The sequence below is a fragment of the Bacillus sp. JST-5 genome (assembly GCF_057747715.1).
In genome coordinates this window covers 48,794-63,137 of record NZ_JBYLHW010000003.1, presented here as the reverse complement: position 1 = coordinate 63,137, position 14,344 = coordinate 48,794, and the positions used below count along the sequence as shown (strand labels likewise).

The window sequence follows — 14,344 nt, the reverse complement described above, 5'->3', positions numbered from 1 at the left end:
TGTGTCTACCATGACTAGAAATTTTACTCCCGCCGAACACCAATTAATCGCAATGGAAATTGTATACGAAGCTGAAAACTATGTTAGAAGTTTTCCAGAAATCAAAAGTGAACAGGATGTCATTCAATTAACGGATTTAATGATTCGTGAATACAGGACGAAACTAGAGAATGAAAATATACGGTTCGTTTATGGAATTAGTCAATATTCAAAAGAAAAAGTTAAAATTTATAACGATCGGCATGGATACTACTCTTATGTAGAGAGTGGCTTCCATGCAAATGCCATTTCCAAAGGCGATCCAAGTGAAAAAGGAGCGGAAATCGTTGTCACTTTTTCTGGAACGGACTTTACTGAGTTTACAGACGTAACCCAAACGTTTTCACCACAATCGGCGAGAACGATTGATTATAGTGAAAAAGCCATTCAATATGTGAAAACTATTAAAGAGAAATACCCAAATGCAAACATCGTCGTAAATGGCCACTCCATGGGTGGTAAATTATCTATGCAAGTAGGCATTGTTTTTCCAGACGTAGAAGTGTATGCTTTCAATCCAACAGCATTGGATCGCAAATACCAAAAGTTAATAAAAGAAAACCATCATTATGACAACATTCATGTTCTAATCCACGAAGGAGAAATTGCCCAATGGGAGCGTTCCTTTAAGTATGCCCTATTTTTGCAACAAGAAAAGTCTTTACCTTTTCAATTGTACTATATTCGCCCAACAAAAGCTGGAATCAGAAGGCATTTATTCCTTAATCCAGATCCCCACAAAGGTCCTATCGATTTACATTCGACAGCTGGTTTCCGCAGTTTAAACGGAACTCTCTATGATGTCTATAACCTTTCCCCAATTACTTTTTCCTCAGGTGTTTCAAGTACTCATGCCATAAAGTTTGATAAAGAACGATATCAGCAATTCGGAAATATCCTTCTTCAAGAAATTATTCCATACTTACAAAAAGCAAAACAATTATTAGAAGAGCTGGAAGAGGAAATTCATTTTGAAATAAAAAGAATTATAGAACAAGCAGAAAACGAACTTTCCCGATTGAATATTCGCTATGAAACGATTGCCAAGTACGGAAACCCTTCTCAAGAACCACTGGAACAATTGAAACAGCTTTTTTTAAAGGATGGATACTATCGGTGCTATAAAATGGATAGGCTGAATGATTTATTAGAAGAAATTCATCGTTTAATCCAAAAAATAGAAAAAGTTGGCTTATTAATCATGGAAACTTCCGACCATTTTGAAAAACGTGAAACTGATATAAAAAGATGGTTTGGTTCTTCTATCGTAAATGCAAAACTTTAAGTAAACAGCATTTAGTAGAATTGTATGACTTTAATAGTAATAAAATACCATTTTTAACAAATGAATCAAGTCGGATTGTAACCTGTTCTAATCCTTCATATGATGTATAAAAATGAATGTTTTTAAAAATGGAAGATCTTATGTTAGTTTTCGTAACCCAGGGGGGGAGAAATTATGATGATCGGTCCCAATCATGAGATCTATAGATGAAAACTATTTGGAATATGTACGAGTGAAACAAGAATCACAGCATATTGTTCAACAAGCCTACAAAAAAATTGAACATTTAAGCAAAGAGATGAAAAAGCAAGATGAGAAAAACCAAACCGTTCTAACTCAAATGTATTTAATCGAAATGATGATAGAAAACCTTAAGGAAGAGTGTCATTTCCATCTAGGTGGGAAATATAGCGAAGCAGTGAATGACGAACTCAAAAAGTTAAAACAATCGATTTCAAGGGTGAATGATAAATGGGAAGATTTTAGAAAAAGCTTTTTATCGTAAGACCTAGATGCAATTTAAGCCGATTTTCCTGTCTGCATAGACTAAAAGAATGGTATAAATTTTCATGCCACTATTCATTTCGTTAAATTGTCATAGGATATAATTATCATTTTCTACCAAATTTGTAAATTTTATTGAGGTAAATACAAATCTATAATAAAATCAAGGAAGAAATTGTAAAGGAGGTATATGTCATGTCTGGTGTTATCCGCCTAACCCCGGAAGAGTTAAGAGGAGTTGCAAAGCAATACGCGAACGAAAGCTCAAATGTATCTGAACTTATCGCTCGATTAGATAATATGGCTGCGCATTTACAAGACGTTTGGGAAGGTTCTTCTAGTGAAGCATTTAATCAACAATATGTAGAGCTTCGACCATCATTTGAAAAAATGGCAACATTATTAAGTGAAGTTTCCCAACAACTTCATACTTCCGCAACAATTCTTGAAGATACAGATAATCAAATCGCTAATCAAATTCGTGGATAATTGTATATAAGGATAGATGTGAGCGCTGATTCTTTCGAGATGTCGGCGCTTTTTTCCTATTTGCAAACTAAATGATACGTTGAACAGTTGGGGGCAAGTTATATGTATATTCAAATAACGATTGATTTAAAAAATTACACCGGTGATGTTTTTGACCTCCGCTTATCTAATTATCATTCCATCAAGAAATTAGTAGAAATCGTGTGGGAAGCAAAAAAGATCCAGACTCCTCCGAAAGAGGGCTATTGGGTGAGAGTGCAAAATAAAGAGTTTATTTGTTCGGGGAATGTGGTGCTTCATCAATTAAAGATTACGAACGGAGATCGGATAGAAATATTATGAATAAATCGATTAAAGGAGTCACAGTCGATGAACGAAGAAAAGGCATCCTACTTAGAGCGTTTGATAGAAGGAGTCGTCAAACATGAAAATTTCACAACGACGATAACTTTTCAACGTACAAAAATTAAAATGCAAGATGAACTTGAATTAGGAGTACTCCGTGATCTCAACCGAGATTTCAAAAAAGAATTGAAACATAACGATGATGAAATATCGATTATTATAGAAAGACCGCCGAAATATAAAAGTTTTCAAGAATTGAAATCAAAAAGTCATTTAGCAAAAGCTTATTTTTCTCACCAATTAGTGAAAAAAGTGTTGAATCACTCGTTACAACGTCTCCATCTCATTGTAAGTCCAGACAACATTGTTTTGGATGAAAGTTTATCTCCATATTTCTTGCATTATGGGATTAAAGAAAGTATTCCACCTTACGAAAGAGACGATGAACGTGTATTTCATGAAGTTAGAGCAATGGTTGCTTTTGTCTTGGACGGACAATATTCATTTGAAAAATATTTAAAATTCCACGAGACAATAAAATTGTCGAAACTAGCAAAATCCATTTTATCATCTAAAGATTACGAAGAGCTTCTCTCGGTGATTGAACAAGAAATAAGAAGATTGGAAGAGTTTCAGGCAAATACAATGACGATCCCTCGTAATAAATGGAGGGTACAGAAATTTACGTTGTTAGGCATCATTCTTTTATTTATACCTGTCCTTGTTTATTCCATTTATACAATGTTTTTTACCATACCGAAGCAAGAAGCGTATGTCCTGAGCAACGAGTATTTTATGAGAAAAAAATATAGCGATGTTATTTCAACGTTAGAAAAATATGATCCGAAAGATATGCCATATATCGTTCAATATCAACTAGTATCTTCTTACATTATTTACGAACCTCTTACCGAAGAGCAAAGAGAAAACGTACTAAAAACGATTACGTTACAAACAGATCCACAATATTTTCTTTACTGGATCTACATCGGGCGTGGTGAAAACAAAGAGGCACTTGAAATTGCCCGAATGATGGAAGACCGTGAACTCATCATTTATGGGTTATTGAAACGGGAAGAAGAAATAAAAGCGGATCAATCGATGTCAAGTGAAGAACGGCAAAAAGAATTAAACGAAATCAGAAATGAAATAGGGGCATATAAGGAAGAAATGGAACAAGAACAATCAACATCCCAACAGATAGAAACGGATAATAAAACAGAAGAAGAAACAGATGAAACAACGAAAAAGGATACAGAGGAACAAAAACGAGACAAAGAAAATAAAGCACCTTAGGGGTGAAAAGATGAGCGTATTATGGATATTCTATGAAAATACTTATCAGCAACATACATTTCCAGATGAACTAGCCCCGATAACAATAGGAAACGATTTAGAGCATACGATTACGATTCATTCGTATCAATTTTCTCAAGGACCGATCGAATTAACGGTCAATAACGATCAAAAAGGTTTAAATATAGAAATTGCCGGGAAAATGATAGGTCAATTATTCGATAATAAACCAATCTCAATCCATGTAACAGACGATCAAAAAATTACTCTTTTCTTATCGCTTCAACGGTCGGAGAGAAAATACTACTTTATTGGTGATGTAAAAGAATTGAAATTTTCAACAACGGATGAATCATCACACATACGAAAAGAGAAAAGTTTTTTAGCACATGAAGAAGAAGCTTTCAGTCTCGTGCAAACGAATGGAAATTGGTATGCAACGCCATATCCAAACACCACCCTTTATTGGAATGGTCAAAAAGTTAATGAGACGGTCTTTATACAAAATGGTGATTTGTTATTTTGGTCAGGATTACAAATATCGATTGTTGATGGAGATGTCCTACAAATTATAGGAAATGAAAGCTATCATTCTACCTTACCAAACATTCAATTGCCAACGTCTGAAAAGAAAAAGAAATACCCCGAATATCGAAGAACACCAAGAATGGTTTATGATTTACCGGAAGAAAAAGTCACTTTGTCCTATCCTTATCAAGAAAGTGACAACTATCAAAGAGGTTTATGGTTGGTGATTTTACCTCCGCTTGTCATGCTTCTTGTGATGGGGGCAATTGCAATCGTTCAACCTCGAGGCATTTTTATGTTAGTTTCCGTTGTTATGTTTGGAACAACATTAATTACATCTACTGTTCAATATTTTAAAGAAAAAGGAAATCGAAAAAAGAAAAGTGAAAAGCGTCGAAGATTATATAACGAATATCTAGAGCGAAAACGAAAGGAACTGCAACAGTTAGCAGATGAACAACGAAAAGTATTAGAGTATCATTTCCCTTCATTTGAACGATTGAAATACTTAACTTTCCAGTTGAACGAACGAATTTGGGAACGAACCATTGAAAGTAGTGATTTTTTACATGTTCGCCTAGGAAAAGCGAATGTTCCTGCGAGTTTTGAAGTGTCTGTTGGTAGTGAAGACTCAGCCAATCGTGAAATCGATGACCTAGTTGAAAGTTTTCAACAAATGGTTGACGCTTATCGAACGGTGAAGAATGTACCCCTTTCCATTGACATGTCTTCTGGATCGATTGGACTTGTCGGGAAAATGTCGATTGTAAAAAATGAAATTCACCAATTAATTGGGCAACTTGCGTTTTTCCATAGCTATCACGATATTCGATTCGTGGCTATCTTCGATGAGGAAGAATATTCCGAGTGGGAGTGGATGAAATGGCTGCCACATTTCCAGCTTCCGCATTTATATGCAAAAGGATTGATTTATAACGAAAAGACGCGGGACCAATTGTTGACAAGCATATATGAACTTTTAAGAGAACGGGACATTGATCAAGAATCGAAGAAGATGATCCATCGTCCACATTTCGTATTCATTATTACGAATCGAACTCTCATTTCTGAACATGTTATTCTTGAGTATTTGGAAGGAAAAGATAAAAAGATTGGCTTAACGACGATTTTTGCTGCGGATTCTAAGGAGAGCTTAACGGAAAATATTCATACGTTAGTTCGTTATATTAATGAAAAAGAAGGAGATATTCTTATTGAACAGTCGAAAGCTGTTCATAAGCCATTTTCATTAGATGCCCATACGAAAGATGCAAACGAGCGATTCGCCAGACTCCTTCAATCATTAGACCATCAATTAGGATTAAGCAATTCCATTCCTACAATGGTATCTTTTTTAGAGTTGTTTAAAGCAAAAGATGTGAAAGATCTTCAAATCGAACAGAATTGGTTTACAAACTTGTCTTCGAAATCATTATCAGTTCCCATTGGTTTGAAAGGGAAAGATGACATTGTTGAATTAAATTTACATGAAAAAGCCCATGGCCCTCACGGCTTATTAGCAGGGACTACAGGTTCTGGGAAGAGTGAATTTTTACAAACGTATATATTATCATTAGCTGTTCATTTCCATCCTCATGATGTTGCGTTTTTATTAATTGACTACAAAGGTGGAGGAATGGCTCAACCATTTAAAAATATTCCACATTTATTAGGAACAATTACCAATATAGAAGGAAGTAAAAATTTTAGCAATCGTGCCCTTGCTTCCATTAAAAGTGAATTAAAACGTAGACAGCGATTATTTGATCAATATGAAGTGAACCATATTCATGATTACACGGAACTTTATCGTAATGGAAAATCGAGCGAACCACTGCCACATCTATTTTTAATCTCGGATGAGTTTGCAGAATTAAAAAGAGAAGAACCTGATTTTATTCGTGAACTCGTGAGTGCGGCACGAATCGGCCGTAGTTTAGGTGTTCATCTCATTTTAGCTACACAAAAACCTGGTGGAGTTGTCGATGATCAAATTTGGAGCAATGCACGTTTTAAAGTTTGTTTAAAAGTTCAAGATGCGAATGATAGTAAAGAAATATTGAAAAATGCTGATGCTGCCAACATTACTGTCACCGGAAGAGGATATTTACAAGTTGGAAATAACGAAGTATATGAACTGTTTCAATCAGCTTGGAGCGGTGCCCCTTACATGGAAGATACTTTTAGCTCTGAAGATGAAATTGCAATCGTTACAGACTTAGGTCTCATTCCATTATCAGATGTATCAGGAATGCAGATAACCAAAAAAGAAAAGATAACCGAAATTGATGCAGTTGTTAAACAAATTGAAGAGGTACAAAAAACGCTTCGGATCGAAAAATTGCGTAGTCCTTGGCTCCCTCCATTAGGTAATAGACTATTTCCAAAGAAATCCGATGAACTTCCGAAAGACAAATATATTTTTGGTTTAAAAGATGAACCAGAAAAACAACTTCAAGAAGAATATGTGTATCAATTAATAGAAGACGGAAATATCGCAATTTTTGGAAGCTCTGGTTACGGAAAATCAACGACAGCTATGACGATCTTATTAAATTTTGCTCAAAAAATGAGTCCTCAAGAGATCCATTATTATATCTTTGATTTTGGTAATGGAGCACTATTACCGTTGCGTCAATTACCACATCTCGGTGATTATTTTCGAATGGACGACGAGCGGAAAATTGAAAAGTTCCTAAGGATTTTAAAAGAAGAAATGGATCAACGTAAGCAATTGTTTGAAGAAAAAGAAGTAAGTAATATCAAACTCTACCATTCACTCGGTGAAAAAACACTTCCGCTAATTATTATTACGATTGATAACTTTGATTTAGTTAAAGAAGAGTTTCCAGATTTAGAAACACAATTTATTCAATTATCCCGAGACGGACAATCATTAGGGATATATTTAATATTTACAGCTACAAGAGTTAATTCCATAAGACCTTCATTGTTGAACAATTTAAAAACGAAAATCGTTCATTATTTAATGGACCCAACAGAATCTTATTCATTATTAGGTAGGGTAGATTATGAAATTGAATCGATTCCTGGTCGTGCCATTATTAAAAAAGATCAAGCATATTTAATGCAAATGTACCTTCCTCAAGAAGGAAAAGACGATATGGAAGTACTCGAAAATGTAAAAAAACTAATTTCAGAGCTGCAAAACAAATATAGAGGAGTAGAAAGACCAAAACCGGTACCGATGCTTCCTAAAAAACTTCTCATTCATGAATTTTTAACGAATGTTGGAAATACAAAAGAAGAAGGGCTCATACCACTCGGATTGGATGAGGAAACGGTCACACCAGTCAGCTTGAATCTAACAAAAAATAAACATTGTATCGTGATTGGTCAATCACAAAAAGGAAAGACCAATTTGCTGAAAGTCATATTAAACTCTCATTTCGCAGAACGAGCGAAAAATATTGGTGTTTTTGATGGCACAGATCGAGGTCTATCAGGATTTTCAAAACGCTCGAATGTCACCTATTTAGAAACGAAAGAAAGTATAGCTGAATGGATTTCAAAAATGAATGAAATATTTCAGCAAAGAGAAAAAGAGTATCTTTATGCTTTAGAAAATAACACTGTTAAAACGTTGAAATTTCCACCTATTTTATTAGTCATTGATAGTATTTCTAGATTTCAATCGACGATTGATAGTGTAATTCAAGGACAATTAGCTATGTTTATGAAACAATACAGTCTATTTGGTTTTTCTGTCATTGCCTCAGGGGGAGCTAATGAATTTTCGAAAGGATTTGATTCGTTTACCAATGAACTGAAACAAATACGACAAGGATTTGTTTTAATGAAAAAATCTGATCAAAGCTTTTTTACATTGCCGTATGTAAGAAAAGAACCGGAAATTGAGCCTGGTTTCGGTTATTTCGTTGAAAATGGGACAGAAAGAAAGATACAAATCCCGTTATGCTGAAATAAGGGGGAAAGAAAATGAATGAACGTAGGAGAAAAAGGAAAGGCTCCGTTCAGTTTATAGCGAAACTATTGTTAATACTCCTCTTTCCATTTGTTTTTTTTCAATTCATTGGTGACAATCCGACAAAAATCATTGAACAGCAATCAAGAGTATTAGCAGTAGTCAATGAAGATGTTGGTGCTGAATTGGAAGACGGAGATACATTGCAACTAGGACATGAGTTGGTCCGTTTATTAGGGGAAAATTCCGATTATGAGTGGACAGTTGTGAACAGAAATGCTGCAGAAAATGGGCTTAAGCAAAACCGATTTGATGCGATTATATATATTTCATCAGATTTTTCTTCTAATATTTTAACGTTTGAGGAAGAAAATCCTGTGAAAGCTTCGGTCCAATATAAAATTCAAACTAATCTCGATGCAAAAAACCGTCATAGAGTTCAAAAAGAAATGGAACGGATGAAAAATGACATTAACAAGCACATGTCTACGATCTATTGGGCCCATGTTTCAGAAGAAGTGGAAGCAATTCGTAAGCGTTTTGAACAAATTGTTGAAAAAGAAGTCGCTTTCCAACAAGCTATGTATTCTTTTTACACCCCTGGTTCTCAAAAACTTTCATCTGAAGTGAGTACACAAAAGTCCATGATTGAAGGAATTTTGGATGCGACCCAATCATTAGGGGAAACTTCGAAACGAAATGTCGATCAATCAGAAAAAGCAAAAGAACAGTTATTAGCTTTCGCGAATCTCATAGAAGATTACAAGGAATATCAAAAGGAACAGAGAGAACATATTCTTCAAAAACAAGAAGAAAATAAATTGGCGATTGAAGAAGGAATTCAACAGTACGAGCAAATTTTAAACAGCGGAAAAAATGAAATAGAACAAATCAATGTCATTCATCCAAATTTTGATAAAGAAAGAGAACAATTTACAAACAGCTTAAACTTGATACAAAATTTATTCGCTGGGATCAATAAGGAAAGGAATCAGTACCAAGCAATTAGAGAAGCTCAAGTAGATGTTCAAATTGCTTCCATGGAGGCACTTCACAATCAACTATTAAACTATTATCATCATCAAATGCATCAATTGGTTTTTCAGCAGTTAGAAAATAATCTAGAACAGTTAAAAAATGAAATTGGCCCGAGAGATAATTCTGAAGGTACGGACAATAGATATGCTATTGAAGATGTAGCTGTTATTTTCGATTTGGAAAACCATGCATCTAATGAAGTAAGTTTTCAAGAACTTAAGAATTTGTTATACGGACTGCGTCAATTATTAAGTGACTCGGATGAAGAGGAACTTCCGCTACCAATTAATGAACAACTTCAAAACATAGAATCGGAAATCCAGCAATTAGAAACGAATATGAATGAGATCGTCAATGAAAACAATGAGCTGAATGTCAAATTTAACGAACTGAAAAATGATTTTGGCCAATTATTGGAGAAATACAACGATGATATAAATGCGTTAATGAATCAATTAAATTCCATTTTTGAAGATGTAATAAAAGCAGTTGAAAAATTAGAACAAGATATCCTTCATCATTCAAATTTACCTGACGATAGGAAAGAAATATTAGAGAAAATCTTTGAAGGAGAATTAAACCCTAATAAATTATTAGATGTAATTGAATATTATGCTTATTTAAAAACATATTTTATCACTTTAGATAACATGGAAGAAACCGGAAGTTCATTGATCGGAGAAATATTACAATTAGAAGATTTAAGAAAAACATTAGAGGAAAAATTACAGGTTAGTGGATTAGAACTTGAAAAATTAAGTGATCTCAAAGATGAGATTGATAAGACAGATAATGAGGTAACAATCTTTGGAAATCTATATTTACAGGTTTTAGATGAATATAAAACATATGCGGATATCGAATATCAAGAAATAATTACAATTCTTGAAGATGTACAAAAAGATACAAATGAAGTAACTGAAATGCTCATGGAAGCGAACAATTCCCAACCAGAGGTGAAAGAAACACCAATGGTTGAAAATGTGAAGGGTGAAGTATTTTTAACTATTCATGATCAGTCAATCCAACAGTTGAAACATCTATCAGAATTACTTGAATCACTGGAAGAACGGCAAGATAGTTTAAACGACTATACATCTCGTCTTCAAGAAAATGTTAATAATGTTCAGATGAAAGCAGATGAACTAAATACTAACTGGGCGTTGAATGTTGACTTTACAAAAAAGGTAAAAGAAGACGTATATGGTGTATTAAATAACGCGATTGTCGACGGTCAAAGTAATGGATATGTTTATGAATATTTAGCAAATCCGGTACGAGTGAGCGGAGAAACACCGCCGGAAAAAACAGAACAAACTCCACCCGTTGTAATGCTCATTATTATTGTAATCAGTGGTTTACTCATCGGATATTTTTGTCATTATTATTCCAATAGTCCTTTCTTCGTCCAATTATCTATGTTTTTATTATTAAACATTGCAGTTGGGCTATTGATTGGAATTTATGGTTTAAACATCTATCCGATGGAAAATGAACAAGCGATGAAATGGTCAGCTTTAATTATCTTAAGTTTATTTGCATGTTCGGCAATAGTAAAAGGTGCCTTTTCAATCAGTCCATTTACAGGAATGGTAATAGGGATTATGTTGGTCATATATTTTGTATTTCCGTTATTAGATCTTTTATTACCAAACTTTTCATTGACACATCCAATTGCCGATTTACTAATGTCTGTCCAATATCGAGGGGATCAATCATCGTACTATCCAACAGTCGTATTATTAATACTATTAACGATAATATTCCTATCTGTGCAACCGATGATAAAAAAATTACGTACCTCACCGAAGAAGGATGTTCCATATGAAGGGTAAATTCATTATCGTATCGATTTTCTTTTTTCTTTGCTTTAGTTCAATGCCAGTTTTAGCAAATTACACACCAGTTGAGCCAAATAAATATGAAGAAAAGAAAATTAAATGGAAAACGGAATATCTTCATGAAAAATCATTATTAAACAGAAAAACAAAAATTTCAGAAGAACAAAAAATGTTATCGTTTGAACCGAAACAAATGCCTACGAATAACGAAGTAAAAACATTATTATTTACGTCAAATGATGTAGGCAACAACACTATTACTGCGAAAGCAGAAGAATTAGCCATCTTCTCAGATGGAGAAAAACATTATACCGTCCATGTAGGAAATGAACAAAGTCATTATAAAGAAAGTTCGATCTGGTTAAACATTTTATATGGTTTGGCAGTCGTTATTTCTTTCGGGCTGTTGATATTTGTACTAGGTCCAAAACTAAATCATTCTGATTCATAAAAAAGATGATTGAGCGTTTCAATCATCTTTTTTATATGAGTACATTTAATGGTCAAAAAGTATGAAAATAGTAAAAATAATTGCATGAACAATCAAAAAATCACATCTTATAGTTAGATTATACTAAATATTCAATCAATTTAAACAGAAATATGAAATAAATTGTAAAAAAACGATTAAAAAAAATTGAATGATGATTACAAAATTAAACAAATATATCCAAGCATATCCATTATAATGGGGGTGCATTTGTCATATAGTAAGATGGTCATGTATAAGGACTAATATATGGAAAAGTACAAGGAGGATAAAAGGTGATTCACGAGCATCACAACATTGACAGGGAATGGGTAGAATTAATTCAAGAAGCTTTAAAAGTAGGTATTTCAAAAGATGAAATTATGAAGTTTTTCAAAGAACAAAAAATGATCAATGAAAATAATAATTTATCAAATATACAAACTACATAATAATCTATCAAATACATAAACTACATAACGTAGTTTATTTTTTTATGAAAAAACAACAAGGAATCCCTTGTTGCAATATTATTCTCTATTATTTTGAAGTCGCCATTTGTTATATTCTATAAAGTCTTTAAATTGTTCTTTCGACACTCCTGAGTTCATCGCTTCCTTTACTAACATTAACCAATCGGCATCCAACTCATTTTCTTCAGGTACGTCCTTGATTAATTGATCTATGGACACATTTAGAACAGAAGAAATTTTTTCTAATAGTTGAATCGAAGGGTTTGTTTGTATATTTCTTTCAATTGAACTCAAATAAGATTTCGCTACACCAGCTCTCTCAGCTAATTCTGAAAGGGACATATTTTTTTCCTTACGAAGCTTTTTTAACTGGTCTCCAAGCATATACCCCACACACCTAATAAAGAATGATTTTGAATATGTAAATTTATCTTACCATAAATAAAAAGAATAATGAACAAATAGAAGATATGAAAAAAGGGCTATATTAAATGATATGTAGAAATACAAACGTTCTCAAAAGGAAACAATAATTTTCTTTAAAGAGAACGAAATAATGAGGAAATGAAAGTAATTTTAAGAAAATTAGCGATATCAAATAAATTTTAAGTAATTTTGCCTATTTTTAATGTTTCACATTCGTTATAAATAACAATATACTGTACTTAAGTTCTTAATTGAGAACAAAACGATAGTGGATCGTCCTCGGGGATTCTAAAAAAATTATCTTTTTAGGGAGGAGAAAAAATGAGTATTAAAAAGAAATTAGGACTTGGAATCGCTTCCGCAGCACTAGGATTATCACTCATCGGAGGAGGTACATACGCCTATTTCAGTGATACAGAAGTAACAAACAACACATTTGCCGCAGGTACATTAGATTTATCCGTGAATCCAACTACGATTGTTAATGTCGATAATTTAAAACCTGGAGATATAATCGTTAGAGAATTTGAATTAATCAACAATGGATCATTAGATATTTCGAGCATTGATTTAATAACAAATTATACTGTAAATGATGCCAAAGGTGATAACGGTTCAGATGATTTCGGTAAACATATAAAAGTTTTATTCTTAGAAAATGTTGATAAAACCGGTGAAGGTTGGGGTATCGGCGATTATAATGACGTAGTTGCCGAAACTACATTATATGATCTAAAAAAAATGACTCCTGATGCTGTTGAAAATTTACAAAGCTGGATTACTTGGCTATTAGGATTAAATGGTGAAGATAGTGGTTTAAAAGCTGGTGATTCTGATTTAATGTATGTTGCATTTGAGTTTGTAGATAACGGTAAAAATCAAAATCAATTCCAGGGCGATAGTTTAGAACTTGAATGGACATTTATTGCTCATCAAACACCGGGTGAATTACGCTAATGAAACAATGAACTTTTGAAAGGAGAGGACCCTCTCTCCTTTCCATTTTATCATTCAGTTGTATTGGAGGAAATAAAAATGAATGTTAAAAAGAATTTAACAATTGGTATTATTTCAGCCGCTCTTGGACTTTCATTAATTGGCGGTGGTACATTTGCGTATTTTAATGACACAGAAGTAACAAACAACATCTTTCAAGCTGGAACATTAGATATTTATTTAAAAGGAACGGATGACAAAGAACAAGTTGATTTATCCGTTCAAAACATGAAGCCTGGGGATACGAAAATTCATCAAATTCGCATTTACAATCAGGGTTCTTTAGATGTGAAAGATGTTAAGTTAAACATTGACTACGATATAGTTGATGCAAAAGGAGATAACGGCAATGAAGATTTTGCCGATCATATTTTAGTTCATATTATGAAATTAGGTTCTAAAGAGGTTGTTGCAAATTGGGTTCCGCTATCCCAAATTAAAGATTTAGTCGTTGCACAAGATATAAAGCCGACTACAGGGAAACCATTTCAAACAGACAACCGACAAGTTTTAAGAATTGATTTCAAATTCAATGATAATGGTCAGGATCAAAATATTTTCCAAGGAGATTCGATCAACTTTCAATTAATCTTTGATGCCAGTCAAAAGGGTGGAGAAATTAGATAATCACGTGGAGGGAACATCCCTCCACAAATCACTTATACATAT

General features: G+C 33.4%; 12 protein-coding genes. 11 read left to right on the top strand and 1 reads right to left on the bottom strand.

The genetic code is table 11. The annotated features are described in order from the left end of the window. Positions 1–10: 10 nt before the first annotated feature. From AC3ASS_RS01600 to AC3ASS_RS01560, 9 genes are all read left to right on the top strand, one after another. Positions 11–1,324 carry an Mbeg1-like protein gene (locus AC3ASS_RS01600; protein ID WP_488281747.1) on the top strand — a complete coding sequence of 438 codons (1,314 nt, stop codon included), beginning with the start codon at positions 11–13 and terminating at the stop codon, positions 1,322–1,324. Between the two features lie 232 nt (positions 1,325–1,556). Further along, on the top strand, positions 1,557–1,829 hold the full coding sequence (locus AC3ASS_RS01595; protein WP_488281746.1) for a hypothetical protein: 273 nt from the start codon (positions 1,557–1,559) through the stop codon (positions 1,827–1,829). 194 nt (positions 1,830–2,023) lie between these two features. Next, a complete protein-coding gene (locus AC3ASS_RS01590; protein WP_488281745.1) occupies positions 2,024–2,317 on the top strand; it encodes a WXG100 family type VII secretion target in 294 nt (97 codons plus the stop codon). Positions 2,318–2,419: 102 nt separating this feature from the next. Continuing rightward, complete coding sequence (gene yukD, locus AC3ASS_RS01585; protein WP_488281744.1) at positions 2,420–2,659, top strand: ESX secretion system protein YukD; 240 nt, start codon at positions 2,420–2,422, stop codon at positions 2,657–2,659. 27 nt (positions 2,660–2,686) lie between these two features. Then, positions 2,687–3,958, top strand: coding sequence for a type VII secretion protein EssB (gene essB, locus AC3ASS_RS01580; RefSeq protein WP_488281743.1), 1,272 nt, complete (start codon positions 2,687–2,689; stop codon positions 3,956–3,958). A gap of 10 nt (positions 3,959–3,968) precedes the next feature. Continuing rightward, on the top strand, positions 3,969–8,429 hold the full coding sequence (essC, locus tag AC3ASS_RS01575) for a type VII secretion protein EssC (RefSeq protein WP_488281742.1): 4,461 nt from the start codon (positions 3,969–3,971) through the stop codon (positions 8,427–8,429). 17 nt (positions 8,430–8,446) lie between these two features. Then, positions 8,447–11,305: a type VII secretion protein EsaA gene (gene esaA, locus AC3ASS_RS01570; RefSeq protein ID WP_488281741.1), complete on the top strand. Its 2,859-nt coding sequence runs from the start codon at positions 8,447–8,449 to the stop codon at positions 11,303–11,305. Further along, complete coding sequence (essA, locus tag AC3ASS_RS01565) at positions 11,295–11,762, top strand: type VII secretion protein EssA (RefSeq protein ID WP_488281740.1); 468 nt, start codon at positions 11,295–11,297, stop codon at positions 11,760–11,762. The genes esaA and essA overlap by 11 nt, the downstream gene beginning before the upstream one ends. 314 nt (positions 11,763–12,076) lie before the next feature. Further along, the gene (locus AC3ASS_RS01560) at positions 12,077–12,232 is read left to right on the top strand and encodes an anti-repressor SinI family protein (RefSeq protein ID WP_488281739.1); all 156 of its coding nucleotides are present in this window, start codon (positions 12,077–12,079) and stop codon (positions 12,230–12,232) included. Positions 12,233–12,310: 78 nt separating this feature from the next. On the opposite strand, the gene AC3ASS_RS01555 is transcribed toward AC3ASS_RS01560, so the two are convergent. Then, positions 12,311–12,637 (bottom strand): helix-turn-helix domain-containing protein, encoded by a 327-nt coding sequence (locus AC3ASS_RS01555; RefSeq protein WP_488281738.1) that lies wholly within the window; start codon positions 12,635–12,637, stop codon positions 12,311–12,313. A 363-nt stretch (positions 12,638–13,000) separates the two neighbouring features. Here AC3ASS_RS01555 and AC3ASS_RS01550 point away from each other — a divergent pair, with 363 nt between their 5' ends. Continuing rightward, positions 13,001–13,636, top strand: a complete 636-nt coding sequence (locus tag AC3ASS_RS01550) for a TasA family protein (protein WP_488281737.1) — start codon at positions 13,001–13,003, stop codon at positions 13,634–13,636. 78 nt (positions 13,637–13,714) lie between these two features. After that, on the top strand, positions 13,715–14,302 hold the full coding sequence (locus tag AC3ASS_RS01545; protein ID WP_488281736.1) for a TasA family protein: 588 nt from the start codon (positions 13,715–13,717) through the stop codon (positions 14,300–14,302). Positions 14,303–14,344: the final 42 nt, after the last annotated feature.